We start from the raw sequence: 26,303 nt of genomic DNA on the forward strand, positions 1-26,303 counted from the left end.
CTTCACAGCCTGTCTCCGAACGCCTCCATCACCTTGGCGTAAACCCCGCGCTTGAACGGCACGATGGCGTCCACCACGTCCTCGGGCGCGATCCACTTCCACTCGGAAAACTCCGCCGGCGGCAGGGTGATGTCCACATCCGCATCGGTCCCGTGAAACCGCAGAAGAAACCACTTCTGCATCTGTCCCCGATACCGCGCCTTCCACAGCTTCGGCACCAGCTCATGCGGCAGATCGTAGGGAATCCACTCCGGCGTCTCCGCCTCGACCGTCACCAGATCGGCCCTCACCCCGGTCTCTTCCCACAACTCGCGCAGGGCCGCGTCGCGCGGGTCCTCGCCCTCGTCGATCCCGCCCTGCGGCATCTGCCAGGCGTCATACTCGCTGTCGATCCGCTGGCCGACGAAAACCTTGCCGTCCTTGTTCACCAGCATCACACCCGCGCAGGGCCGATAGGGCAGTTTCTCGATCTCTTCCGGTGTCATGCCGCCAGCCCCCGCCCTTTCAACAGCGCCTCGACCCCGGGCATCCGGCCCCGGAAGGCCAGATACAGCTCCTCCGCCTCGCGCGCGCCGCCCATGGACAGGATATTCTCCTCCAGCGCCTTCGCCTTCTCGGCATCAAATGCCCCGCCCGCTTCCTCGAAGGCGGCAAATGCATCCGCATCCATCACTTCCGACCACATGTAGCTGTAATACCCGCTCGAATACCCGTCACCGCTGAACACATGCGCGAAATGCGGCGTCGCGTGGCGCATCCGTATCGCGTGCGGCATCCCCATCTCCGCCAGCACCTCGGCCTGTTTCGCCATCGGATCGTCGGGCGCCTCCCCCTCGTGGAACGCCAGATCGACCATGGCCGAGGCCACGTATTCTACCGTCTGGAACCCCATATCGTAAGTGGCAGCGCCCAGCACCTTGTCCAGCATTTCCTGCGGCATCGGCTCGCCCGTCTCGGCATGGGTGGCGAATTCCGACAGAACCTCCGGCACCTCCAGCCAGTGTTCATAAAGCTGGCTCGGCAACTCCACGAAATCCCGCGCCACGGACGTCCCCGAGATGCTCTCATAGGTCACGTCCGACAGCATCTGGTGCAGCGCATGCCCGAACTCGTGAAAGAGCGTCCGCGCATCGTCATAGCTCAAGAGCGCCGGATCGCCCTTGGCGAAATTGCACACGTTGATCACCACCGGCCCCTTCACATCGGGAAACTTCCGCTGGCCCCGCATAGCCGAGCACCAGGCCCCCGACCGCTTGGACCCGCGCGCAAAGTAGTCCCCTATGAACACGGCCACATGACGCCCCTCCCGCGTCACCTCCCACGCCCGGCAATCTGGATGGTACAGCGGCACGTCCAGCCGCGCGAACTCCAGCCCGAACAGGCGATGCGCACAGGCGAACGCCGCCTCGATCATCCGGTCCAGCTGCAGATACGGCTTCAGCGCCGTCTCATCCAGGTCATGCTCGGCCTTGCGCCGCTTCTCCGAATAGTACTGCCAGTCCCACGGCTCCAAAGGCCCATTCACGCCATCCTCGCGCATCATCTCGGTCAGCGCTTCGGCATCCGCCTCCGCCTGCGCGCGGGCCGGCCCCCAGACATCCATCAACAGGCCGCGCACCGCCTCGGGCGTCTTGGCCATCTCGGTCTCCAGCTTGAACGCGGCGAAACTCTCGTACCCCAAAAGCTTCGCCCGCTCCTCGCGCAGCTTCAGGACCTCGGCGGCAATCCCGCGGTTGTCCGTTTCGCCCCCATTGGCCCCGCGCGACGTCCATGCGGCATAGGCCTTCTCGCGCAAATCCCTCCGCGGCGAGAACTGCAGGAACGGCACGATCAAGGACCGCGACAGGGTGATCACCGGCCCCGCCGCCCCCTTCTCCTCGCCCGCCGCCCGGGCCGAGCGCACGACGAACTCCGGCAGCCCCTCAAGGTCCGCCTCGTTCAACTCCAAGTACCACCCCGCCTCGTCCTTCAGCAGGTTCTGCGTGAACGCCGTGCCCAGCTCCGCGAGCCGCGCGCGTATCTCTCTCATCCGCGTGTCCGCGTCGCCGTCCAGCCCGGCCCCGGCCCGCCGGAACCCGCGATGGGTCAGCATCAGCACCCGCGCCTGCTCCTCGGTCAGCCCGAGGCTCTCGCGATCCTCCCACAGCGTCGCGATCCGCTGAAACAGCGCCTTGTTCCCGTAAATCTCGGACGAATACGCGGCCAGCTTCGGGCTGAACTCCCGCTGCAATTCCTGCCGCCTGTCGTTGCTGTCGGCCCCTGCCACGGTAAAGAACACCGACAGCACCTTGTCCAGCCTGTCGCCCGCCACTTCCAGCGCCTCCACCGTGTTGGCGAAAGTCGGCGGCTCGGGATTGTCCGCAATCGTGGCGATCTCGCCCCGCGCCTCCTCCAACGCGGCCTCGAACGCCGGCGCGAAATCCTCGTCCGACACCCGGTCGAACGGCGCCATCTCGAACGGCGTCTCCCACTCACTCAACAGCGGATTGGTCATCTTGCTCTCCTCGTTGGCCGCACACAGGGCACTCCGCCCGGCGGCTCAGTGATATCTTCCGGCTTTCCCCATATAGGGCATCGTAAATCAGCATTTCACCCCGTAGCGCCGCGCCTGCCTGCGTGATAACCTTCACGGCTTCCACCGCCATCATCGACCCCACCACGCCCGGCAGCGGCCCCAGCACGCCGGCCTCAGCACAGCTCGGTGCCAGCCCCGGCGCCGGGGCCTCGGGAAAGATACACTGGTAACACGGCGCGCCCTGCGCCGGGTCGAACACGCTCACCTGTCCTTCCCACTGCGACAAGGCCCCCGAAATCAAGGGCTTGCCCTGCGCCACCGCCACCCGGTTCGCCAGGTACCGCGTGTCGAAATTGTCCGTCCCATCGAGGATCAGATCATACTCGGCAAACAAGTCCGCCGCGATCTCCTCGCTCAACCGCCGCTGGTAAGGCCGCATTTCCACGTATGGGTTCACCGCTTCGGCCGCCTGCGCCGCCGAATGCACCTTTGGCATGTCGATCCGCGCATCGGTATGGATCACCTGCCGCTGCAGGTTGGTGGCATCCACCACATCGTCGTCGATCACCCCGATCCGGCCTACGCCCGCCGCCCCCAGGTACAGGATCGCGGGCGAGCCCAGTCCCCCGGCCCCGATCACCAGAACCTTTGCCTGCTTCAGCGCCTTCTGCCCCGGCCCGCCGATCTCGCGCAGCACGATGTGCCGCGCATAACGCTCCAGCTCCGTCGGCGCGAACAGGCCCCGGGGCTTTTCCGGCTCCGGCTCGGTCACCCGCCCCCGCAACCGGCGCAGCACCTGCCGGTACGCCAGCACCAGCGCCACCCCGCCGCCCAAAAGCAGCCACGGCGCCGCCTCGCCCCCCGTCGCCTCGCGCAAGCCATTTCCATCAGGCAGCACCAGCTGCGTCAGAACGACGAAGGCCCACAGCACCCCGATCATGCCCCAGCGCTGCCGGCGCGGCGCGCCCATCCACGCGCCCAGGCCCCAGATCGCCCCGGCCAGGATCAGCACCAACAGCATCAGCCTGCCCCCGTGGACCCGAAACCGCCCGCCCCGCGCGCGGTCTCCTCAAGGGTTTCCACCACCTCGAACCCCGCCTGCACCACCGGCGCCACCACCATCTGCGCAATCCGCATCCCGTGCTCCACAGTGAACGGCGCATCCCCGGCATTCATCACGATCACCCCCAACGGCCCACGGTAATCGCTGTCGATCGTCCCGGGGCTGTTGGGCAGCGTGATCCCATGCTTCAACGCCAGCCCCGACCGGGGCCGCAGCTGCACCTCGTACCCCTCCGGTATCGCCAGCCGCAGCCCCGTCGGCACCAGCGCCCGCGCCCCCGGCGCGAGCACCACCGCCCCCCGGTCGGGCAGGTTGGCGCGCAGATCCGCCCCCGCCGCCCCCGCCGTCTCATAGCCTGGCAGGCCCAAATCGCGATCCGCGCCCTCTTCCCACATCACCGAAATGCTCACCATGCGCCGGTTCTTCCCGCTTTTCCTCTGGCCATAAATATCCTCGCCGAAGGCATTAACCTCTTCCGGCGCACCATCCGGTCTCAGCCCAGCGCCGCCGCGATGCGCTCCGCCAGCCGCAGCGCCACGTCCGCCTTCGACATGCGCGGCCATGTCTCGGCCCCGTCCGCCGTGATCAGCGTCACCGCGTTCTCGGTGCCGCCCATGATCCCCGTCGCCGGGCTCACGTCATTGGCCACGATCCAGTCGCAGCCCTTGCGCGCCCGCTTGGCCGTCGCGTGGTCCACCACGTCATCGGTCTCGGCGGCAAAGCCCACTACCAATCCGGGCCGCCCCGCCTCCAACCGGCTGACCGTGGCCAGGATGTCGGGGTTCTCGGCGAACTCGAGCACCGGCAACTTGCCGCCCTCTTTTTTGATCTTGCTCGCCCCCGCGCTGGCAACACGCCAATCCGCCACGGCGGCGGCAAAAATCCCCGCGTCAGCCGGCAGCGCGGCGTCGACCGCCTGCAACATCTCCTGCGCGGTCTCGACCCTCACAACCTCGACCCCCTCGGGGGGGGCCACATCCGCCGGCCCGGTGACGAACACCACATACGCCCCCGCGCCCGCCAGCGCCCTGGCAATCGCCGTGCCCTGCGCGCCCGAGGACCTGTTCGCGATATACCGCACCGGGTCGATCGGCTCATGCGTCGGCCCCGAGGTCACCACGATCCGCTTGCCCGCCAGCGGCCCGGCCGCCAGCCGCGCCTCCACCGCCGCCACGATCTCCAGCGGCTCCGACATCCGGCCCGGCCCATGCTCGCCACAGGCCATGTCGCCCGCATTGGGCCCGACAAACCCGATCCCGTCTCCTTTGAGGGTCGCGATATTCCTTTGGGTCGCCGCATGGTCCCACATCCGCACGTTCATCGCGGGCGCCAGCAGCACCTCCGTGTCGGTGGCCAGCAGCAGCGTCGAGGCCAGGTCATCCGCCTGCCCCCCGGCCATCTTCGCCATCAGGTCCGCCGTCGCGGGCGCCACAACGATCATATCCGCACTGCGGCTCAATTCGATATGGCCCATCTCGGCCTCGTCCGTCAGGTCGAAAAGATCCCGGAACACCTTCGTGCCCGCCAGCGCCGACACCGACAGCGGCGTCACGAACTCCGCGCCGGCCTTCGTCAGAACCGGCGTCACCGAAGCACCCCGCTCGCGCAGCCGCCGGATCAGGTCCAGCGCCTTGTAGGCCGCGATCCCGCCCCCGATGATCAGCAAAATACGTTTTCCGGCCAGCATGCGAAGGCTCCCTTCCGTCTCGGCCAGACACTATGCCCGGACCCCGCACGGCACAAGGCCCGCCACCCGGCCACGAAAAAACGCCGCCGCACCCCGCGACAGCGTCATTTCTCGTCTACCGAAGCCTCTTGAAAGACTCAGGCCAGCAGGCTTTGCACCTCTCCGCCCTGCTTTTCCAGATACTTGCGCATCTTCTGGAACGCCGCCGCCTCGATCTGGCGCACGCGCTCCTTCGACAGGCTCAGCTCTTCGCCAAGGCTCTCCAGCGTCCGCGCCTCGTCCTTCAGCTTGCGCTGCACGACGATGAACCGCTCGCGCTCGTTGAGCTTGGACATCGCACCGCCCAGCCAATTGCGCAGCGCGCTCCGGTCATGATCTTCCTCGACCAGCTCGTCACCGCGCTTGCCGTCATCCTCGATCGTGTCGATCCACTCGCGGCCCTCGTCCTCGGTCGATTGCGTCGCATTCAGCGAGAAATCCGTGCCCGACAGCCGGCCTTCCATCATCTCCACGTCACGCAGCGGCACGCCCACTTCGATGGCGATCATCTCTCGCATCTGGTGGCGGTCCAGCGTCTCTCCCTTGGCCATGGATTCGCGCTCCAGCCGCGCCTGCACCCGCCGCATGTTGAAAAACAGCGACTTCTGACTGCTGGTGGACCCGGTGCGCACCATTGACCAGTTGCGCATCACGTAATCCTGGATGCTGGCCTTGATCCACCACACCGCATAGGTCGAAAACCGCACGCCGCGGTCGGGGTCGAACTTGTCGGCAGCCTTCATCAGGCCCAAACCCGCTTCCTGGATCAGATCGTTCATCGGCGCGCCATAGCGCCGGTATTTCGAGGCCATCGAGATCGCCAGTCGCATGTAAGCGGTGATCAGGCGATGCAGCGCCGCCTCGTCCCGCTGGTCGCGCCAGGCATAGGCCAATGTCAGTTCGGTCTCGGCGTCAAGCAGTTCGGCCTTCATCGCCGCGCGTGACATGTTTGTGCTGAAATTGCCATCCAAGGCCATGGTCAAATACTCCCGGTCGCGATTGTAATGCAGCTTTTTCGCAGTCTTTGGTGGTGGTACGCAGGGGTTCAACGCGCGGATCACGAAAAGGATGCAAAAAAAATGTTGCCGGGACTAAGTTTCGTTTTAGGAAGCATCGGATCGGGCAAAACGATCTTCGCCGAAAACCTGGTCCTCGGCACCGGGCGCACGCCCGTCGCTTTGGTGACCACACCCCCTGACGATACCGGAATTCAGGCCACTCTCGACCGGCGTCAGGCCGCGCAGGCCGCCTGGCAAACCCGTCACGACCCGCTCGAAATCGGCCGCACCCTCGCCGGGATCAGCGGCGACAGCGCCGTTCTCGTCGATGCGCTGCCGCTCTGGCTGGTCAACCGGGCCGAGGCCGGCCACGACCTCGCAGAGGCCGAGGCGGAACTGATGGCCGGCCTGGCCCTCTGCGCCGCGCCCGTCGTGATTGTCTCCCGCGCGCCCGAAATCTGCGAAGACGCCACGCTGCGCGCCGCCCGCGGGCGGCTGAACATGAAACTCGCCGCCACGGCGGGGCTCGTGGTCAATGTCACCGCCGGTCTGCCCTATGTGCTGAAGGGCAACCTGCCGTGAACACTCGCCTCTTCTGGGTCCGCCACGGCCCCACCCATGCCAGGGGCCTCGTCGGCTGGGCCGACCTGCCCGCCGATCTCTCCGACACCGCGCGCATCGCCCGGCTGGATGCCCACCTGCCGCGACCGGCCACGCTCGTCTCCTCCGACCTCACCCGCGCCGCCGCCACCGCCGACACGCTGGCCGAACACCGCACGCGCCTGCCCCACGACCCCGCCCTGCGGGAACTTCACTTCGGCGACTGGGATCTCAAAGCCCCCGACGACATCGAGGACCAGGCCCGCTACCACGCCTTCTGGAACCGCCCCGGTGAGGTGCGCCCGCCCTCGGGCGAAACCTGGTTCGAACTCGGCGCTCGTGTCAACGCCGCCACCGACGCGCTCATCGCCGCCCATCCCGGCGCCGACCTGGTGATCGTCGCCCATCTCGGCGTCATCCTCACCCAGCTTCAGCGCGCCCTCGACCTCACCGCGACCGAGGCGTTCTCGCACAGCATCGCCCCCCTCTCGGTGACCGAACTGAACCACACGCCCTCCGGCTGGCACGTGGCGGGCATCAATCACACCCCGTGATGCACACCCGCACAAATGATCGCTTTGCGCCGTCCCGCCCCCGGCCTAACGTCCCCCCATGACTTATGACCTTTTCATCGGCGACCGCACCTTCTCGAGCTGGTCCCTGCGCGGCTGGCTCATGCTGGAAAAGTTCGGCCTTCCGCACCGCACCCACACGGTCGGACTCTATGACGGCACCATGGCCGAAGACCTCAAGGACCTCGCCCCGGCCCGCCTCGTGCCGGTGATGCGGGACGCAAACGGCATCGTCATCTTCGACAGCCTCGCCATGGCCGAAACCCTGGCCGAACGTCACCCCGACGCCAACCTCTGGCCCGCCGACCCGGCCGCCCGCGCCCTCGCCCGCTCGATCACCGCCGAAATGCATTCCGGCTTTTCAGCCTTGCGCGCCGACTGCCCGATGCAGCTTCGGCACCAATGGCAGGGCTTCACCCCGTCCGACGCGGTCCAGGCCGATCTCTCCCGCATCGGCACGCTCTGGGCCATGGCCCGCACCCGCCACGGCGCGGACGGCCCCTGGCTCTTCGGGCGCTACAGCCTCGCCGACGCCTTCTACGCCCCCGTCGCCGCCCGCATCGCGGGCTACGCCCTGCCCGTTGGCAAGACGGCGCAGGCCTATGTCGACACCACGCTGGCCGACCCGGCCTTCCGCAAGTGGCGCGCGCTCGGCCTCACCAAGTCCTACGATCCCGTCCCCTATGACCTGCCGCTCGACCACGCCACGTGGCCCGGCCCCCGCCCCGTCCCGGCTCGCGCCGTCACCGATGGCACGCCCGAAAACACCGCCTGCCCCTATTCCGGCAAGGCGCCCACGCACCTGATGGAAACCGGCGGGCGCATTTTCGGCTTCTGCAACGCCACCTGCCGCGACAAGACCGTCGCCGACCCCGACGCCTGGCCCGCCTTCACCGCGATGCGCGACGCCGAGACCTGACCCGCCTTTTCCTCTGGCCCCAAATATCCCCGCCGGAGGCTCCGACGTCCGCCACCGGCGCGACCTCGAAGACGGTTAACCATTCCTAAACCACTGGCGCGCTATCCGTTAACCATTCTCAAGGAAACGGAGTCCCCCATGGTCGCCCGCGCCTATACCGTCGCCTTCGAGGGCGTCGAGGCCCGCCAGGTCGAGGTGCAATGCGCCGTCACCCCAGGCGTCCCGGCCTTCTCGCTCGTCGGCCTGCCCGACAAGGCCGTGTCCGAGGCCCGCGACCGCGTTCGCACCGCACTCTCGTCCATGGCCATCGCGCTGCCCTCCAAGCGCATCACCATCAACCTCTCGCCCGCCGACATGCCCAAGGAAGGCAGCCATTTCGACTTGCCCATCGCCCTCGCCCTGCTCGCCGCGCTCGAAATCATCCCCCCCGACGCCGTCGAGGGCACGTGCAGCTTGGGTGAGCTCTCCCTCGACGGCTCGCTCGTCTCCGTCATCGGCGCTCTTCCCGCCGCCATGGCCGCTGCCGAGGAAGACCGCACGCTTCTCTGCCCCAAGGGTTCGGGGGCCGAGGCCGCCTGGGTCGGCGCCACGCAAGTCATCGGCGCCGCCACCCTCGCCGACGTAGTGCGCCACTACACCGGCCAGTCGCCCCTGCCCCCGGCGGAACCGGGCGAGGTCACCGCCGACGCCTCGGGCCGCGACCTGCGCGACGTCAAGGGCCAGGAACGCGCCAAGCGCGCGCTTGAAATCGCCGCCGCCGGGCGGCATCACCTGATGATGGTCGGCACGCCCGGCTCGGGCAAATCCATGCTCGCGGCCCGCCTGCCCGGCATCCTGCCGCCCCTCACCGCGCCCGAGGCACTGGAAACCTCGATGATCCACTCCCTCGCCGGCCTGCTGACCGAGGGCGGCATCAACCGCACGCGGCCCTTCCGCGAGCCGCACCACACCGCCTCCATGGCCGCCATCGTCGGCGGCGGGCGGCGGGCAGGCCCGGGCGAAATCAGCCTTGCCCATAACGGCGTGCTCTTCATGGACGAGTTTCCCGAATACCCCCGCGCGGTCCTTGAGACCTTGCGCCAGCCGATCGAGACGGGCGAGGTCGTGGTGGCCCGCGCCAACGCCCATGTCCGCTATCCCTGCCGCTTCTTGCTGGTGGCCGCCGCCAACCCCTGCAAATGCGGCTACCTGCCCGATCCGGCCCGCGCCTGCGCCCGCGTGCCCCAATGCGGCGAGGATTACATGTCCCGCATTTCCGGCCCCCTGATGGACCGCTTCGACCTGCGCATCGAGGTTCCCCCGGTCAGCTTCACCGATCTCGACCTGCCCCCCTCGGGCGACAGCTCTCTCGAGGTGGCCGAGCGGGTCGCAACGGCCCGGGCGGTGCAACAGGCGCGCTTCAGCAATCACGCCGACATGCGCCTCAATGCCGATGCCGAAGGCGAGGCCCTGGAAGAGATCGCCACGCCCGAAAGCGAAGGCCGAGCCCTTCTGAACACCGTGGCCGAACGCATGGGCCTCTCGGCGCGCGGCTATCACCGCGTCCTGCGCGTCGCGCGCACCATCGCCGATCTCGACGGGTCCGAGGAGGTCCGTCGCCCCCACGTGGCCGAAGCGGTCAGCTACCGCCTGACGACGATGAAAGAGACCTGATCCAGTCCCCCAGGTCCGCCAGCGTCTCGCGCCCCTCGGGCAGCAGGTTGTGGAACAGCGGCCAGACATGCGGCAGCTCGTGTTCGACCACCTCGGTCACCTCCACGCCCGCCGCCCGCAAATGCGCCGCCATGCGGATGGTATCGTCGCGCAGCACTTCCGTGTCGCCTACCCCGATCCACACCGGCGCCGCGCCCTCGAACCCGGCGAATAGCGGTGAGACGCGCGGGTCCTTCGGGTCCGTGTCGCCAAGATACCACTCGCACATCTCCTCGGCCCGCTCGATCGGCAGCACCACCTCGCTCTCGGCGTTCTCGCGGATGCTGTCGCCCGAAAAGGTCAGGTCCGTCACCGGCGACAGGGCAATGCAGCCCAGTGGCTGCGTCAGGCCCTCCCGCGTGATCTCGGCCAGTACCGCCAGCGCCAGGCATCCCCCCGCGCTGTCGCCCGCCAGCACCACACCGCCGGGGCGGTCCATCACCGCGCGGTAGACGGCCATGCAATCGTCGAACGCGCCCGGAAAAGGCGTCTCCGGCGCCAACCGGTATTGCACCAGCGCCGCCGGCGCCCGCGCCTCGCGCGACAGCACCGCCAGCATCTTGCGATAGACCCGCGGGCTGCCGAACACGAAGCCCCCGCCGTGGAAATACAGGATCAGCGGCCCGTCTTCGCGCCCCACGCCCAAGGCCCAGGTCCACAGCACCGGCACCTCGCCCAGCTCGTCCTCGGCCACCGAGGTGCCGCGCGGCGCGTGGAACAGAACCTTCGCCTTGGTCTCGAAAGACCGGCGCGCCTTGGCCACCGTGGCCTTCCGCAAATGCGGCTTCTCGGTCAGCCGCAGCCACCGGTTCAGCAGTGGCCGCATCACGCTCATGCGCGTTTCGCCTCGATCGCGTCCCAGATCCTGCCGGCCACGTTGATCCGGTCGAACCGCTCCAGCTCCTGAATGCCGGTGGGCGAGGTCACGTTGATCTCGGTCAGGTACTGCCCGATCACGTCGATGCCTACGAATATCTGCCCCGCCTCGCGCAGCTTTGGTCCGATGATGGCACAGATCTCGCGGTCCCGGTCGGTCAGCGCCACCTTCTCGGGCCGCCCGCCCACATGCATGTTCGACCGCACCTCCCCTTTGCCGGGCAAGCGGTTGATCGCGCCCACCGGCTCGCCCTCCACCAGGATAACGCGCTTGTCGCCGTCCTTGATCTCGGGCAGGTATTTCTGGACGATCAGGGGCTCGCGGCTGAACCCGGTGAACATCTCGTGCAGGCTCGACAGGTTCCGGTCGCTCTCGGGCAGGTGAAAGACGCCCGCGCCGCCATTGCCGTAAAGCGGTTTCAGGATCACGTCGCCATGCTCGGCCTTGAACGCGCGGATGGTATCCAGATCGCGCGCAATCGCCGTCGGCGGCATCAGCTCGGGAAAATCGAGAATCAACAGCTTCTCGGGAAAGTTCCGCACCCAGAACGGGTCATTGACCACCAGCGTCGTGTCGCGCACCCGCTCCAGCAGATGCGTCGTGGTGATGTAGAACATGTCGAAGGGCGGATCCTGGCGCAGCCACACCACGTCGAACTCCGACAGGTCCGCCACCCGCTCGTCGCCCAGGCTGAAATGATCGCCCTTCACCCGCTGCACGGTCAGCGGCCAGCCCCGCGCGGTGATCCGCCCCCGGTCATAGGCCAGCTTGTCCGGCGTATAGTAGAACAGGTCATGCCCCCGCGCCTGTGCCTCCTCGGCCAGGCGAAAGCTGCTGTCCCCGGCAATGTCGATCCCGCCGATCGGATCCATCTGAAAGGCTATCTTCATGGGCCATCCCCGTCCTCTTGCTGACCTCTACATGGGCCAAGCACCGGCGGGGATCAATTCAGAAATGCCCGAACGCGTTTTCCATCACGGTGACAGCGCCCTGCCCGTCCACGACCGCCAGGTCGAAACGCACCTCGCTCAACTGGCCCTCGGGCGTCTGGCCCAGATATTCCGACGCCGCCACGTGAATGCGCTGCATCTGCGCCGGACGCAGCAGCGCCATCGCGCTGTCGACAGTGTCCGACGCCTTCACCTCGCAGAACACGTAGACGCCCCTGTCGAGAAAGATCAGGTCGATTTCACCGCCCTGACCGCGCCAGCGCGTTTCCAGCAGGTCGACGCCGCGACGGTCATACTCAAGTGCCACGGATTTCTCGGCAGAGGCCCCCTTGTGATAGGCCCGTTGCCCGCGTTCCCTGCGCCTTTGCAGGATGGTGTCGCATGTCATTCCGGTTCGCCTTTCGTCACCAAACCTCTCGCATCAGACACCAAAACATCTAATTTTTCCCTAACCGCTCAATTCCAGCGCCCTCTGGTACACGACCCGCCGTTTCAGCCCCAGCCGCGCCGCCACCGTATCGGCCGCATCCCGCACGCTCTGCGTCTCCAGCGCTTCGCTCAGCGCCGTGTCGAGGTCCTCGCCGCTACCGGCCGCGGCCGCGCCGCGCTCGATCAGCACCACGATCTCGCCCTTGACCGGCTGCGCCTCCAGCCGTTCGGCCAGCTCGCCCAGCGTGCCGCGCAGCACTTCCTCGAACTTTTTGGTCAGTTCCCGGCAGACCGCCGCCTGCCGCTCGGCGCCCAGCACCTCGGTCGCGTCGCGCAGCATCGCCGCCACCCGCTTGGGCGATTCGTAGAACACCAGCGTTCCCGGCACGCCCGCCACCTCCCGAAGTGCGGATTTCCGCTTGGACCCGCCCGAGGGCAGGAAGCCCGCGAAATAGAAACGGTCGGTCGGCAGACCGGCCACGGTCAGCGCCGTGACCACCGCCGACGGCCCCGGCGCCGATATCAGCGGAAAGCCCTCGGCCACCGCCGCCCGCGCCAGGTCGTACCCGGGGTCCGCCACCATCGGCGTGCCCGCCTCGGACGCGTAAACCACTGATTTTCCCTGCTCCAGCGCCGCCGTCAGGCGCGGGCGGGCGCGGCCGCCGTTATGGTCGTGATAGGACACCAGCGGCCTGTCGTTCAGTTTGACCCCGTGGATTTCCATCAACCGCCGCAGGCTGCGCGTGTCCTCTGCGGCCAGCACGTCGGCGCTGGCCAGGATGTCCAGGGTCCGCAACGTGATATCCCGCGCGGCGCCAATCGGCGTCGCCACAAGGTACAGCCCGGGCGCAAGGCTCTGCTTGTCGGGATTCATCACTGGACCCGCCTCTGTGGACGTCTATTATCGTGACCAACTGCGCCGTCCAGCCGGACCGCGCGAAAGAAGGAGTTCATACCCCGATGTTTGCCGTTTTCGATGCCGTCCGCAAGCCGTTCCACCGACTTGCCCTTTTGGCCACCATCCTGCTGCTTGCCGCCTGCGACGCCGGACTCCCCGGTGCCGGCGGCAACAGCGGCCAGCGGATCGACCCCGGCACCGCCGTGCCGGTTGCCCTTCTGGTCCCGCATGGCGCATCCAATCCTCAGGAACAGCGCCTGGCCCGCGACCTGGAAAATGCCGCCCGCATGGCCGTCGCGGACCTGTCGGGCGTGAATATCGACCTGCGCGTCTACGGCACCGCCGGAAACGCCGGCAAGGCCCAGCAGGCGGCGCTCACTGCCGCCGCCGACGGCGCCAAGATCATCGTGGGTCCCCTGCACGCCGAATCCGCCAATGCCGTGGCCGTCGCCATGGCGCCCAAGAACATCAACGTGCTGGCGTTTTCCAACAACCCGACCATCGCGGGCGGCAACCTTCTGATCCTCGGCCAGACCTTCCAGGATACGGCCAATCGCCTGACCGGCTATGCCGTCAGCCAGGGCAAGCGCCGCATCATGACCGTGCATTCGCGCAACCTCGCCGGAGAGCTGGGCCGCGACGCCATCGCCCAGGCGATCCGCGCCAACGGCGCCACCTCGGCCGGCGTGGTGAACTACGAGTTTTCCCAGGGCGGGGTCGTGGGTGCCGTGCCCGCCATCAAGGAAACCGCGCAGAGCAACAGCGCCGACGCGATCTTCCTGACCGCCAACGCCGCCGGCGCCCTGCCGCTCTTTTCGCAGATGCTGCCCGAGGCGGGGCTGTCCCCGGCCGAAATTCAGTATATCGGCCTCGCCCGCTGGGACGAACCGGCCCAGACGCGCACGCTTCCGGGGGTTCAGAACGGCTGGTTCGCCATCCCCGACCCCCGGCGCGCCAACCAGTTCGCCTCGCGTTTCCAGGCGGCCAACGGCGGGGCGCCGCATGATCTTGCCGGTCTCAGCTACGACGCCATCGCCGCCATCGGCGCGCTGGCGAAATCGGGCCGCGCCGATGCCCTGTCGCGCTCCAGCCTGACGCAGTCGTCGGGCTTCCAGGGCGTGAACGGCATCTTCCGCTTCCTGCCCAACGGCACGACGCAGCGCGGCCTGGCCGTGGCCACCATCCGCAACCAGCAGGTCGTGGTGCTGTCGCCCGCACCCGCCAATTTCGGCCGCGCGGGGCTCTGATCCCGCGCGCACGGCCCAGGTCATGAAGGACACGCTGACGCCGCCGGACGCGCTGATCTGTCCGGCAGAGGTCATTTTCGACCAGGACGCCGTGCTCGCGCGGATCGAGGCCGCGCGCGAGGCCGACCCGTCCGACGCCGCCGCCCTGCGCCGCGAGGCGGTCGCCGCCACGCGCGACGCCATGACGTCGGGCTACGCGGCCATCGCCGAGGCACTGCGCCAGACGCCGTTCGCGGCACGCGAGGCGACCCGCGCCTATACCTGGCTGACCGATTGCGCCGTGATGACCGCCCTGCAGGTGGCCAGCCGCCACCTGCACCCCCTGCCCAACCCCACCGAATCCGAACGCCTGACGGTGTTCGCCGTGGGCGGCTATGGCCGGGGGGAAATGGCGCCCTTCTCGGACGTGGACCTGCTCTTTCTCACGCCCTACAAGATCACACCTTGGGCCGAGAGCGTGATCGAAAGCACGCTCTACATGCTGTGGGACCTAAAGCTGAAGGTCGGCCACGCCAGCCGCACGATCCGCGAATGCATCCGCCTCGGCACCGAGGATTTCACCATCCGCACCGCGCTTCTGGAAAAGCGCCTGCTCTACGGCGACGACAGGCTCGCGGCCGATCTCGACCACCGCCTGCGCAACGACCTCTTCAAGGGGTCCGAACGCGAATTCGTCGAAGCCAAGCTGGAAGAGCGCGACGCCCGGCACGAAAAGCAGGGCGAACGCTACATGGTCGAGCCCAACGTCAAGGAGGGCAAGGGCGGCCTGCGCGACCTGCAATCGCTGTTCTGGATTTCCAAGTACCTCTACCATGTCGACGACGTCTCCGATCTCGTCGGGCACGGCCTCTTCATGGAGGACGAGTTCGAGACCTTCCTGAAGGCCGAGAACTTTCTCTGGGCCACCCGCTGTCACCTGCACCTCGTCACGAACCGCGCAACCGAACAGCTGACCTTCGACCTCCAGGTCGAGGTGGCCGAGCGCATGGGCTACAAGGATCGCGCCGGGCGCCGGGCGGTCGAGGTGTTCATGCAGGAGTATTTCCGCCACGCCACCGCCGTCGGCGACCTGACCCGCATCTTCCTGACCAAGCTGGAAGCGGCGCACGTCAAATCCGAGCCTCTCCTGCAACGCCTCTTCACCCGCAAGCGCAAGCTCAAGGACGGCTACAAGGAGATCCATGGCCGGCTGGGCATCGTGGATGAGAAAGACTTCCTGTCCGATCCGCTCAACCTCTTGCGCATCTACGAAGAGGCCCTGCGCACCGGGCTGCTGATCCACCCCGACGCCATGCGGCTGGTGACGGCCAATCTCGACCTCATCACCGACCGCTTCCGCGAAAGCCCCGAGGCCCGCAAGCTCTTTCTCGGCCTGCTTCTCAAGCACGGCAATCCCGAACGCGCCCTGCGCCGCATGAACGAGCTTGGCGTGCTCTCGGCCTTCATCCCCGAATTCGAGCCGATCCGCGCGATGATGCAGTTCAACATGTATCACAGCTACACGGTGGACGAGCACACCATCCAGTGCATCAGCCAGCTGTCGAAGATCGAGCGCAAGGAACTGACCGAGGACCTGCCCATCGCCTCGTCCATCCTGAAAGAGGGCGTCAACCGCAAGGTGCTCTACGTCGCCCTGCTCCTGCACGACATCGGCAAGGGCCGGGACGAGGATCACTCGATCCTCGGCGCCCAGATCGCCCGCCGCGTCGCCCCCCGGCTGGGCCTGAAACCGAAAGAGGTCGACACGGTGGAATGGCTGGTGCGCTATCACCTCCTGATGTCCGACATGGCCCAGAAACGCGACATCGCCGACCCGCGCACCGTGCGCGACTTCGCCAAGGCGGTGCAGACCCGCGAGCGGCTCGATCTGCTCTGCGTCCTGACCGTCTGCGACATCCGCGGCGTCGGGCCCAATACGTGGAACAACTGGAAAGCCTCACTCATCCGCGCGCTCTATCGCCAGACCCGCCGCGCCATGGAGGGCGGGCTCGAGGCGCTCAACCGCGAACAGCGCGGCACGGATGCCAAGCGCAACCTGCGCGAGGCGCTCACCGATTGGGACGCCAAGGATCTCAAGACCGAGCTGGAGCGCCACTATCCGCCCTACTGGCAGGGCCTGCACGTCACCGCGCATCAGGATTTCGCCCTGCTGCTGCGCGACATTTCCGAAACCGAGGTCCGCATCCAGCTGACCCCGGACGAGGACCGCGACGCCACCCGCGTCTGCTTTGCGCTGGCCGACCATCCCGGCATCTTCAGCCGCATGTGCGGCGCGCTGGCGCTGGTGGGCGCCAACGTCGTGGACGCGCGCACCTATACCACCAAGGACGGCTATGCCACGGCGGCCTTCTGGATCCAGGATGCCGAAGGCAGCCCCTACGAGGCCGACCGCCTGCCACGCCTGACCCAGATGATCCACAAGACACTCCGGGGCGAGGTGGTGGCCCGCGACGCCATGCAGTCGCGCGACAAGATCAAGAAACGCGAACGCGCCTTCCGCGTGCCCACACACATCACCTTCGACAACGAAGGCTCGGAGATCTACACGATCATCGAGGTCGACACCCGCGACCGCCCCGGCCTGCTCTACGACCTGACGCGCACGCTCAGCAACGGCAACGTCTACATCAACTCCGCCGTCATCGCGACCTACGGTGAACAGGTGGTCGACACGTTCTACGTCAAGGACATGTTCGGTCTGAAATTCCACTCCCCGGCCAAGCAGCGCGCGCTCGAACGCAAGCTGCGCCAGGCGATCTCGGAAGGGGTGGAGCAGGCAATCAGCTGACGCCGAGCGTTCGCGTCTGCTGCGCAGAAAACGCGCGTGAAAGTGTAGCCTCTCACAATGAACAAAGGTGCGACGAATAGCTATTGCCGAGACGTAGCTGCCATGGGAGATAGGCTGTCGCATTTCATTCTTCTAGCCGAAAACTCTCGCAAAAATTGCCCGAAAGGTCATTCGGCAAGGAAATCAACGGGATCATTGGATTGAAGCGCACCAACCAGATAAACGGGTAACCCAAGATTTTCTGACACCTACAGGAACTTGCACTGTTTGAGCCGGAACTTGTCCCGAAGGCCCATGGCGATCAAGGTATGGGCCACCCCATCGCTGACGAACTGCAAGTGCCGGATCATCGGATCAAACCAGAAATCCGCGCCTTCCTGTGCCGATCGATGCACAAAGATATCCCGTCCAGTCATGTCATTTGAAAGCCGGTATCCCGCTTCCGGTCGCGCCTTGTAGAGCGGGCGGCAGCGGTCTGTGTTGTCGCGGTCGACTGTGTCCTTGGCATTCGAGAACTCGAGAAGATAAAAATCACAATCTACCTCGGTTTTTCGATCCGATTGGAAGATCGGCGTCCGGGTGAGGCGACCATCGCCCAGATCAAAGGCACTGAGCGCATCGCATACCTTCTTTTCCAGAAATACAAATGAGCTCCACACGAAGACAGGTCTTGCTCTGAGCATGTCCTCCAGCCAGTCAGCGTGTTGAACAGAAGGGTTTGTGTAGGCCAACCCACTTAACCGCGTTGCATCAGTGAGCCCTTTTCCATGATAATATTGAGCATCGGCAGGAAGAACTTCCATGCCGTCCCAGACTTCCTTGCTCCCCGGAGCCAATGGCTGGAGCGGCACGTCACTTAGTGAGGTGTTTCCCATCACCCTCATCGACCAGATCGATGCATCCTTCATTCAGGTTTCTCCTGAGTTGCTCTCCTGTTTGGCGGAGGCGTTCTTTTCAGCTTTACTGACTAAGACTATGAATTGACCAATCCAAGTTGCGGGTATTCGAAGGGCTTGCAGCATCTGTCGGAATGGGCTCGGAGCATTCATTGCGCTTAAACTTTATTGCAGGTTCCTGCAGGCACCATTCCCTGCGCAGGAAATGGCTGTGAAAATACGCATTTTCACAGCCGGAATTTTCGAAAATTCCGGCGGGCACCCTCATCACCTTTCCGGCGCCAGTTCCACCCGCTCGCCCCGCCGCGGCGGGGCGATCTGCGCGCCCGTGACGGTCCGGGCAAACGCGTGACCGGCATGGACCGCCGCCGCAATGGTGCTGGGGCAATAGCAATCCCCGATCCGCGTCACCGCCTTGATCCCGGCCGCGTCCCAGTCCGCCTCGTGCTCCTTCAGGTTGCTCCACAGCGCGTCGTTGGGCACCCGTGAGGTCACCGGCACCAGCGTGGTGCAGGGGATCTGCCGCCGAGCGTCGGAATAGATGCAGGCCAGCTCCAGCGTGCTGCCGTCGCCATCGGCGACCTTGTGCAGCGGCACGATCGTAACGCCCAGCTGGATCAGCCGGGCCTGGATGCGCGCCTGCTCCAGCGTGTTCTCGGTCCAGGGCGCGACGATGGGCGATGGCGTCACGAAGACGACCTCGCGCCCGGTCTGCACGGCAAGTTCGGCCAGAATGTTGCCCAGGTAATACCCCTCGTCGTCAAAGATCACGATCGGCCCCGTTCCATCGTCCTGTTCGAACCCGCCCTGCATCGCGCTTTCGGGCGACAGCACCGGCAAGGCCCCGAACGCCGCGACCGGCAGGCGGTGCGTGCGCCCCACGCCGTCCATCCGCCAGCTTGCCCCGGTGGCCAGCACCACCTGCCCGATGCCGTACTCCAGGATATCCGACGAACTCAGTCGGCTTTGCAGGTAGAGATCGGCCGCATCCTTCTGCTGCAACTGCCACAGCCGCCAGTCGCGCACCCGGCCCCATTCCGCCAGCCCCGGCAGCGCGCTCTCGATGGCCACGCGTCCGCCCCAGGCGTCGCTCGCCTCGGCCAGCACCACCTCGTGGCCCGCCTGCACCAGCCCGCGCGCCGCCTCCATGCCTGCAGGCCCGCCGCCCACGATCAGGAACCGCTCCGACGCCACCTTCTCTCCGGTGATCACCTCAGGGTGCCAGCCGCGCCGCCATTCCTCGCCCACCGTCGGGTTCTGGGTACAGCGCATCGGCATCATCAGGTTGTCGCCCGACACGCAGATATTGCACCCGATACACTCGCGAATGTCCTCCAGCCGCCCTTCCTCGATCTTCTTCGGCAGGAACGGGTCGGCAATCGACGGCCGCGCCGCGCCAATGAGGTCCAGGTGCCCCGACTTCACCAGCCGCACCATCGTGTCGGGCGAGGTATAGCGCCCCACGCCCACCACCGGCTTCGTCGTCACCGATTTGACGAAGGCGGTGTAAGGCTCCTGGAACCCCTCCTTGGCAAAGCGCGAGGTCTGGCTGTCATTCGACCAGTCCGAGATGTTGACGTCCCACAGGTCCGGCTCCTCGGCCAGCGCCGCGATGATGTCGCGCCCCTCGACCTCGTGGCGCAGGCCCGCCTCGCCCATCAACTCGTCCACCGCCAGCCGCACCGCGATGGCGCAACTGTCGCCCACCGCGTCGCGCGTATCGGCCAGCACCTCGCGGAACAGCCGCAGCCGGTTCTCGAAACTGCCGCCGTATTCGTCGCTCCGGTGGTTGTGCCGCGCGAGCAGGAAATGCATGAGCAGGGTCATGTCGTGACCGGCATAGACATAGATGATATCGAACCCCGCCCGCTTGGCCCGCTTCGCCGCGTCCACATGCCAGCCCCGGAACGCCTTGATGTCGGCCTTGTCCATGCCCCGCGCCTGCCACGGATCGCCCCAGTCGCTGGGCGTGGGCGACGGTGCCAGGATCGGCTGACGCGAATAGCGCCCGGTCGCGTGATGCCCGTTATGCGCCAGCTGGATCGCCGCAAGGCTGCCATGCGCCTGAACGCTCTCGGCCATCAGCCGCAGCGCCGGAATGTCCCCGTCGTCCCACAGCCGCCCCTCGTTGGCCGGCGACAGGTCGGAACTGGGATGGATCTCGGTCTCCTGGGTCGACACCACGCCCCAGCCTCCCTCGGCCTTGACCGCCCGGTGCGCCGCCTCGGCCTGCGGATAGCGATGCCCCATCCCGGTGCAATGCGGCACCTGGTAAAAGCGGTTGCGCGTGGTCTTGGGTCCGATCCGCACCGGCTCGAACAGGATGTCATAGGGCGAGGTCGTCATGGCGGCACCTTCCGGTCTGGGTGGGGTTGCCCGGCACGCTATCACCCTCGTCGCCGGGCGCCAGAGCCGAATATCCGGCAAACGCGCCGCGCGGCCCGGTCACGAACGCGCGCGTCCCCGACGCGCGAAAAGTCCACCGACGCGATACCACTCGGATACCGACGCGATACCGACGTGCCAAAAAACGGCTGAATATGGCCGTTAATCCCCGATTCGCGGAGCACAGCTCCCCTGCACCGCAGACCGGCCTTTCCCCGCTCCCGGCAATCGGCTAATGCTCTTGAAAACAAGGCAGACGCAGGCACCGCACATGAAACCCATCCGCCTTCTCTCCGGCGTCCTGACCGTGGGCGTCTGGACCCTGGCCAGCCGGATCCTGGGCTTCGTGCGCGACGTCATCATCGCCAACCTCATCGGCCCCGGTATGCTGATGGACGCCTATGTCGCCGCCTTCCGCCTGCCCAACATGTTCCGCCGCTTCTTTGCCGAGGGCGCGTTCAACGCAGCTTTTGTCCCGATGTTTTCCAAGCGGCTCGAGGCGAACGAGGACCCCATAGGTTTCGCGCGGCTGGCGCTCTCGGGCCTCAGCTTCGTGCTGCTGATCCTGACCGCGCTGGCGATGATCTTCATGCCCGCGCTGGTCTATGCCACGGCCGAGGGCTATTACGGCGATCCGCGCTTCGACATCACCGTCGATTACGCGCGCGTCACCTTTCCCTATATCTTCTTCATCTCGCTGGCGGCCCTGTTTTCCGGGGTTCTCAACGCCGCCGGACGCTTCGCCGCCGCCGCCGCGGCACCCGTCATCCTGAACGTGCTTCTGGTCGGCGCGATGATGATCACGCACTCCATGGGCGGCCCCGTGGCCGACGCGCTGATCTGGACGATCCCCTTCGCCGGCGTGGCGCAGCTGATGCTGGTCTGGATCGCCGCTGACCGGGCCGGGATGCGCATCCGCCCCACCCGCCCCCGCTGGACGCCCGAGATGTCCAAGCTGGTGCGCGTCGCCGTCCCCGCGGCCCTGGCGGGCGGCGTGGTGCAGATCAACCTGGTGGTGGGCCAGCTTGTCGCCTCGAACACCGAAAGCGCCGTCAGCTGGCTCTACGCCGCCGACCGCCTCTACCAGCTGCCTCTGGGGGTCGTGGGCATCGCCGTCGGCATCGTCCTGCTGCCCGACCTGTCGCGCCGCCTGAAGGCCGAGGATCACGAGGGCGCCCGCCACGCCTATTCCCGCGCCGCCGAGATCTCTCTGGCGCTGACCGTGCCCTGCGCGGTGGCGCTGATGGTGATCCCCCTGCCGCTGGTGTCGGTGCTGTTCGAGCGTGGCAAGTTCGACGCCGACGACACCGCCGCCACGGCTCTCGCGGTGATGATCTACGGCCTCGGCCTGCCCGCCTTCGTGCTGCAAAAGGTGCTGCAACCGCTGTTCTTCGCGCGCTCGGACACGAAGAAACCGTTTCACTACGCCGTCGTGGCCATGGTGGTGAACGCCGCGCTGGCGGTAGGGCTGGCGCAAGTCGTGGGCTGGTGGGCCGCCGCCATCGCCGCCACGGCGGCGGGCTGGGCCATGGTCTGGCTCCTGGTGCGCGGCGCCCGTAGCTATGGTGAGGTGGCGCGCTTCGACGACCGCTTCCGCCGCCGCGTCTGGCGCATCCTGCTGGCCTCGGTCCTGCTGGGCGTGATCCTTTGGGGCCTGCAAGTGCTGATGACGCCGTTCTTCGGCCTAAGTGGCTGGCGCTGGCTGGCGCTTCTGGCGCTTATCGGGCTTGGCAGCGTCAGCTATTTCGGCCTCGGCCAGCTTCTCGGCGCGTTCCGCCTGTCGGATTTCCGCAAGACGGTTCGCCGTTAACGTCGCTGCAGCTTCTGCCGCAACCGCCTCATCCCGCCGGGCAGCAGAAGAAAGGACAAAAAGAATCCTCCGACAAAGCCGCCGATATCCGCCACCCACGTGAAGTTGTTGCCATAAAGCAGGCCGAAGATCAGTTGCAGGCCCAAGAGAACGCCGATCATCACGAAAGCCCGCATCTGGTTTTCGCCCATCGCGCCCAGTTGCAGCCAGACAAGGCAGGTAAAGCCCCCGATCAAACCATAGACGCCGGGGAAACCCCCTATTAACCCCGGCCCGTCAGGATAGATCAGGCCAAAGACCAGCGCGCCGAAGATGGATGAGGCGAAAAATAAAATCGCCACGGCCCACCCGGCCATGCGCTCGGCCACGAATTTGCCGATGGCCAGCGTCATGACGATGGCGAAAACCGCCTGCAACAGGCTGGCATGAACGAACGGGTAGGTGACGAAGCGGATAAGATAATCAATCCTTAACTGACCGGTCTCCAGCATCCAGGTCATCGCCCGGTTGGAAAACCCGAATTGCTGGATGGTCGATATGCGCCAGCCGATCGCCTCGGGCCCGCCCACCATGCCGCGCGCGCCCAGCTGGAACACCGCCTCGGCGGCGGCCATGGCGGCCACGATGGCCAGCACCAGCGGCGGGATCGGGTTGACCGGGCTGTCGCCGGGACCTGTGGCTCGGGGATCGGACATCGGTGGGGCCTCCTTGACGGCTGTTGGCCGCAGCAGTAAGCGAGGCGGACACGAATTTCCAGACGGAGTCCGCCATGGCCGAGGCCAGCTTCACCCCCCGCGTCTTTTCCGGCATCCAGCCGTCGGGCGGCCTGACGCTGGGCAATTACCTGGGCGCGCTCAAGCGTTTCGCCGACAGCCAGAACAGCGGGGTCGAGTCGATCTTCTGCATGGTCGACATGCATGCCATCACCGTCTGGCAGGACCCCGCCGCGCTGCGCCACGCAACGCGCGAGCTGACCGCGGGCTTCATCGCCTCGGGCGTCGATCCGGCGCGCTCGATCCTCTTCAACCAAAGCCAGGTCTCTGCCCATGCCGAGCTGGCCTGGATCTTCAACTGCGTCGCCCGCATGGGCTGGATGAAGCGGATGACCCAGTGGAAGGACAAGGCCGGCAAGAACCAGGAAAACGCCTCGCTGGGCCTTTTTGCCTATCCCGCGCTGATGGCCGCCGACATCCTGACTTATCACGCCACCCACGTGCCGGTGGGTGAGGATCAGAAACAGCACCTGGAGCTGACGCGCGACATCGCGATCAAGTTCAACAACGATTTCGAGGTCGATTTCTTTCCCATCACCGAGCCGGTGATCGAGGGGGCCGCCACCCGCGTCATGAGCCTGCGCGACGGGTCCAAGAAGATGTCGAAATCCGATCCCTCGGACATGTCCCGGATCAACCTGACCGACGATGCCGACACCATCTCCAAGAAGATCCGCAAGGCCAAGACCGATCCCGAGCCGCTGCCCTCGGACGCCGAAGGGCTGGAGGACCGCCCCGAGGCCCGCAACCTTGTGAACATCTACGCCGCGCTCAACGACCAGAGCGTCGATCAGGTGATGCGCGATGTGGGCGGGCAGCAATTCGGCACGTTCAAGCCCGCGCTGGCCGACCTGGCGGTGGCCAAACTGGCGCCGATTTCCGACGAGATGGCCCGCCTGATGCAGGACACCGCCGAGATCGACCGCATCCTGTCGGACGGGGCCGGCAAGGCCCGCGAGATCGCCGCGCCCATCCTCAAACGCACCAAGGAAATCGTCGGCATGGTCGGCGCCTGACCCGATCGAGTGGCTGCGCCACGCTCGATTGGCAGGAATGAGGGGCGCTGCCCCTCAAACACCCCGGAGTATTTGCGGCAAGAAAAAGCTTCTGCATTTTCGCACGATCTTTGCGTCCCTGCGCGGAATTGCGCAATGCGTTCATCTGGCCCATCTCTGGCGCAAGCAAGAAAGGGTCAGACCATGACAGTCACAACACATCCCGAAACCCGCATCGGCCACGTGCATCTGCGCGTGTCGGACCTCGAACGTGCCATCGCCTTCTATTCCGGCGTTCTGGGCTTAGAGCTTCAGCAGCGCTACGGTACCGAGGCCGCATTTCTGTCCGCAGGCGGCTACCATCATCACATCGGCCTGAACACCTGGGAGAGCAAGGGCGGCACGCCGCCCCCGCCCGGGCATACGGGCCTCTACCACACGGCCTTCCTCTATCCCGACCGCACCGCGCTGGCGCAGGTTCTGAAACGCGTCCTGGAGGCCGGCATCCCGCTCGAGGGCGCCGCCGATCATGGCGTCAGCGAGGCGCTCTACCTGTCGGACCCCGATGGCAACGGCGTCGAGCTTTACCGTGACCGCGCCCCCGAAGACTGGCCGCGCGACGCGGAAGGCAGCCTGAAGATGGTCAACACCCGTCTGGATCTCGAGGCGCTGCTGGCCGAGGCCGGCTGACCCCTCTGGACCCTTCCCGCCGCCCGGCTTAGGGTCCGCGCCAAAAGGGAGGCGACCATGGCCACAGGCAGCAACATCCGGACCTATTTCGACGGCGCTTGGCATGACGGGGATATCCCGGTGATGCGCGCCGCCGATCACGGCATGTGGCTGGGCTCCAACGTCTTCGACGGGGCCCGGTTCGCGCACGGCCTGACGCCGGATCTGGACCGGCACTGCGCCCGGGTGAACGCCTCGGCCGAGGCGCTGATGGTCACGCCGACCGTGTCGGTGCAAGAGATGGTCGAGATCGTTCATGAGGGACTGAAAGCCTACGCCCCCGATGCGGCCGTCTATATCCGCCCCATGTACTGGGCCATCGAGGGCGGCATGTCCGCCATCGTGCCCAAGGAAGGCGGCGCCACCGGCTTTGCCATCAGCCTCGAGGAAATCCCCATGGCAGCGCCCGAGCATTCCGCCACGATCACCCGCACGCGGTTCCGCCGCCCGGTGCTGGAGGACGCAGTGGTCAACGCCAAGGCTGCCTGCCTTTACCCCAACAACGCCCGGATGCTGGCCGAGGCGAAGTCAAAAGGCTTCACCAATGCGCTCGTGGCCGACGCGCTTGGCAACGTCGCCGAGGCCGCCACTGCAAACGCCTTTGCCGTCAAGGATGGCGAGGTGTTCACGCCCGTGCCCAACGGCACCTTCCTGGCCGGAATTACCCGCGCGCGGCATATCGAGAACCTGCGTGCCGATGGCGTGACCGTGCATGAATGCGTCCTGTCCTTCGACGACTTTCACGACGCCGACGAGGTCTTCCTGTCCGGCAACATGATGAAGGTCACCCCGGTCACCGCGTTTGACGACACCAATTACCAGATCGGTCCGGTCACTCGCCGGGTGCGCGAGATGTACTGGGACTGGGCGGCCAGCGCCTGAGCCCGGTCTCTCAGGCCGCTGCGTCGTAGCTGGAAAACACCTCGGTGCTGCCGTCCCGCAGGATCAAGTGCACGTCATAGGCCTCGCGCCGATCCTCTGGCCCCATTCCCGGCGAGCCATAGGGCATCCCCGGCACCGCAAGCCCCACCGCGTCGGGCTGTTCCTGAAGCAAACGGCGGATACCGCCGGGCGGCACGTGACCTTCGATCATGTAGCCCTCGATCTTGGCCGTGTGGCACGAGATCATCTGCTGCGGAATGCCGTTGTCGATCTTGTAGCGCGACAGGATCGTGCCGAACGCATCCTCGCTGGTCACGGCAAAGCCGTCCTCCTGCAATACCTCCATCCACGCGCCGCAGCAGCCACAGTTGGGGTCTTTCATCACGTGAATGGCGGGGCCGGATTGCGCCAGACCGGCGAGCGGGGCCGTGGCCACCAGACCGGCGGCACCGGCGAGAAAGTTGCGTCGGGTCGGCATCGGCAGTCTCCTTGCAGGCTGGGTTGGCGCGGAGTCTGGACAGGATCGCACGCCGTCGTCAACCATCCTCCCCCGCACCCT

At 66.5% G+C, this 26,303-nt stretch carries 24 protein-coding genes; 10 read left to right on the forward strand and 14 right to left on the reverse strand.

Annotated elements, in window-relative coordinates; translation table 11 throughout:
- Positions 1-2: 2 nt before the first annotated feature.
- From FIU89_RS18250 to FIU89_RS18275, 6 genes are all read right to left on the reverse strand, one after another.
- Positions 3-485 carry an RNA pyrophosphohydrolase gene (locus FIU89_RS18250; protein WP_152493909.1) on the reverse strand — a complete coding sequence of 161 codons (483 nt, stop codon included), beginning with the start codon at positions 483-485 and terminating at the stop codon, positions 3-5.
- Positions 482-2,494, reverse strand: a complete 2,013-nt coding sequence (locus tag FIU89_RS18255; protein WP_152493910.1) for a M3 family metallopeptidase — start codon at positions 2,492-2,494, stop codon at positions 482-484. The genes FIU89_RS18250 and FIU89_RS18255 overlap by 4 nt, the downstream gene beginning before the upstream one ends.
- A complete protein-coding gene (locus FIU89_RS18260) occupies positions 2,472-3,536 on the reverse strand; it encodes a HesA/MoeB/ThiF family protein (protein WP_152493911.1) in 1,065 nt (354 codons plus the stop codon). The genes FIU89_RS18255 and FIU89_RS18260 overlap by 23 nt, the downstream gene beginning before the upstream one ends.
- Entirely contained in the window at positions 3,536-3,991 is a 456-nt protein-coding gene (gene dut / locus FIU89_RS18265) for a dUTP diphosphatase (RefSeq protein ID WP_152493912.1), read from the reverse strand. The genes FIU89_RS18260 and dut overlap by 1 nt, the downstream gene beginning before the upstream one ends.
- Positions 3,992-4,071: 80 nt before the next feature.
- Positions 4,072-5,265, reverse strand: a complete 1,194-nt coding sequence (gene coaBC, locus FIU89_RS18270; protein ID WP_152493913.1) for a bifunctional phosphopantothenoylcysteine decarboxylase/phosphopantothenate--cysteine ligase CoaBC — start codon at positions 5,263-5,265, stop codon at positions 4,072-4,074.
- 137 nt (positions 5,266-5,402) lie between these two features.
- A complete protein-coding gene (locus FIU89_RS18275) occupies positions 5,403-6,281 on the reverse strand; it encodes an RNA polymerase factor sigma-32 (RefSeq protein ID WP_152493914.1) in 879 nt (292 codons plus the stop codon).
- 102 nt (positions 6,282-6,383) lie between these two features.
- On the opposite strand from FIU89_RS18275, the gene FIU89_RS18280 reads away from it, so the two are divergent.
- The 4 genes from FIU89_RS18280 (at position 6,384) to FIU89_RS18295 (ending at position 10,046) form a co-directional block, all read left to right on the forward strand.
- On the forward strand, positions 6,384-6,884 hold the full coding sequence (locus FIU89_RS18280; RefSeq protein WP_152493915.1) for a bifunctional adenosylcobinamide kinase/adenosylcobinamide-phosphate guanylyltransferase: 501 nt from the start codon (positions 6,384-6,386) through the stop codon (positions 6,882-6,884).
- Positions 6,881-7,456 (forward strand): histidine phosphatase family protein, encoded by a 576-nt coding sequence (locus FIU89_RS18285; RefSeq protein ID WP_152493916.1) that lies wholly within the window; start codon positions 6,881-6,883, stop codon positions 7,454-7,456. The genes FIU89_RS18280 and FIU89_RS18285 overlap by 4 nt, the downstream gene beginning before the upstream one ends.
- Before the next feature lie 58 nt (positions 7,457-7,514).
- Entirely contained in the window at positions 7,515-8,393 is an 879-nt protein-coding gene (locus FIU89_RS18290) for a glutathione S-transferase (RefSeq protein WP_152493917.1), read from the forward strand.
- Between the two features lie 138 nt (positions 8,394-8,531).
- Positions 8,532-10,046, forward strand: a complete 1,515-nt coding sequence (locus FIU89_RS18295; protein ID WP_152493918.1) for a YifB family Mg chelatase-like AAA ATPase — start codon at positions 8,532-8,534, stop codon at positions 10,044-10,046.
- Here FIU89_RS18295 and FIU89_RS18300 read toward each other — a convergent pair.
- The 4 genes from FIU89_RS18300 to rsmI are packed head-to-tail and all read right to left on the reverse strand — an operon-like array spanning position 10,012 to position 13,215.
- Positions 10,012-10,920: an alpha/beta hydrolase gene (locus FIU89_RS18300; RefSeq protein ID WP_152493919.1), complete on the reverse strand. Its 909-nt coding sequence runs from the start codon at positions 10,918-10,920 to the stop codon at positions 10,012-10,014. The genes FIU89_RS18295 and FIU89_RS18300 overlap by 35 nt on opposite strands.
- Positions 10,917-11,852, reverse strand: a complete 936-nt coding sequence (gshB, locus tag FIU89_RS18305; protein ID WP_152493920.1) for a glutathione synthase — start codon at positions 11,850-11,852, stop codon at positions 10,917-10,919. The genes FIU89_RS18300 and gshB overlap by 4 nt, the downstream gene beginning before the upstream one ends.
- Before the next feature lie 58 nt (positions 11,853-11,910).
- The gene (locus tag FIU89_RS18310; RefSeq protein WP_152493921.1) at positions 11,911-12,300 is read right to left on the reverse strand and encodes a YraN family protein; all 390 of its coding nucleotides are present in this window, start codon (positions 12,298-12,300) and stop codon (positions 11,911-11,913) included.
- Between the two features lie 60 nt (positions 12,301-12,360).
- Positions 12,361-13,215 carry a 16S rRNA (cytidine(1402)-2'-O)-methyltransferase gene (rsmI, locus tag FIU89_RS18315; RefSeq protein ID WP_152493922.1) on the reverse strand — a complete coding sequence of 285 codons (855 nt, stop codon included), beginning with the start codon at positions 13,213-13,215 and terminating at the stop codon, positions 12,361-12,363.
- 86 nt (positions 13,216-13,301) lie between these two features.
- On the opposite strand from rsmI, the gene FIU89_RS18320 reads away from it, so the two are divergent.
- Both FIU89_RS18320 and FIU89_RS18325 read left to right on the forward strand, forming a co-directional pair.
- A complete protein-coding gene (locus FIU89_RS18320; RefSeq protein ID WP_152493923.1) occupies positions 13,302-14,486 on the forward strand; it encodes a penicillin-binding protein activator in 1,185 nt (394 codons plus the stop codon).
- A 22-nt stretch (positions 14,487-14,508) separates the two neighbouring features.
- Positions 14,509-17,274, forward strand: a complete 2,766-nt coding sequence (locus FIU89_RS18325; protein ID WP_152493924.1) for a [protein-PII] uridylyltransferase — start codon at positions 14,509-14,511, stop codon at positions 17,272-17,274.
- Between the two features lie 248 nt (positions 17,275-17,522).
- On the opposite strand, the gene FIU89_RS18330 is transcribed toward FIU89_RS18325, so the two are convergent.
- Complete coding sequence (locus FIU89_RS18330; protein ID WP_152493925.1) at positions 17,523-18,182, reverse strand: hypothetical protein; 660 nt, start codon at positions 18,180-18,182, stop codon at positions 17,523-17,525.
- Positions 18,183-18,437: 255 nt separating this feature from the next.
- A complete protein-coding gene (locus FIU89_RS18335; protein WP_152493926.1) occupies positions 18,438-20,516 on the reverse strand; it encodes an FAD-dependent oxidoreductase in 2,079 nt (692 codons plus the stop codon).
- Positions 20,517-20,826: 310 nt separating this feature from the next.
- On the opposite strand from FIU89_RS18335, the gene murJ reads away from it, so the two are divergent.
- Positions 20,827-22,365, forward strand: coding sequence for a murein biosynthesis integral membrane protein MurJ (gene murJ, locus FIU89_RS18340; RefSeq protein WP_152493927.1), 1,539 nt, complete (start codon positions 20,827-20,829; stop codon positions 22,363-22,365).
- Here the strand turns inward: murJ and FIU89_RS18345 are convergent.
- Positions 22,362-23,060, reverse strand: coding sequence for a rhomboid family intramembrane serine protease (locus tag FIU89_RS18345; protein WP_152493928.1), 699 nt, complete (start codon positions 23,058-23,060; stop codon positions 22,362-22,364). The genes murJ and FIU89_RS18345 overlap by 4 nt on opposite strands.
- A gap of 74 nt (positions 23,061-23,134) precedes the next feature.
- On the opposite strand from FIU89_RS18345, the gene trpS reads away from it, so the two are divergent.
- The 3 genes from trpS (at position 23,135) to FIU89_RS18360 (ending at position 25,744) form a co-directional block, all read left to right on the forward strand.
- Positions 23,135-24,154, forward strand: coding sequence for a tryptophan--tRNA ligase (gene trpS / locus FIU89_RS18350; protein ID WP_152494590.1), 1,020 nt, complete (start codon positions 23,135-23,137; stop codon positions 24,152-24,154).
- A gap of 183 nt (positions 24,155-24,337) precedes the next feature.
- Positions 24,338-24,823, forward strand: a complete 486-nt coding sequence (locus tag FIU89_RS18355; protein WP_152493929.1) for a VOC family protein — start codon at positions 24,338-24,340, stop codon at positions 24,821-24,823.
- A gap of 57 nt (positions 24,824-24,880) precedes the next feature.
- Positions 24,881-25,744 (forward strand): branched-chain amino acid aminotransferase, encoded by an 864-nt coding sequence (locus tag FIU89_RS18360; RefSeq protein ID WP_152493930.1) that lies wholly within the window; start codon positions 24,881-24,883, stop codon positions 25,742-25,744.
- A gap of 10 nt (positions 25,745-25,754) precedes the next feature.
- On the opposite strand, the gene FIU89_RS18365 is transcribed toward FIU89_RS18360, so the two are convergent.
- Complete coding sequence (locus tag FIU89_RS18365) at positions 25,755-26,222, reverse strand: DUF411 domain-containing protein (protein WP_152493931.1); 468 nt, start codon at positions 26,220-26,222, stop codon at positions 25,755-25,757.
- Positions 26,223-26,303: the final 81 nt, after the last annotated feature.

This window comes from Roseovarius sp. THAF27 (genome assembly GCF_009363655.1).
Taxonomy (GTDB): Bacteria; Pseudomonadota; Alphaproteobacteria; order Rhodobacterales; family Rhodobacteraceae; genus Roseovarius.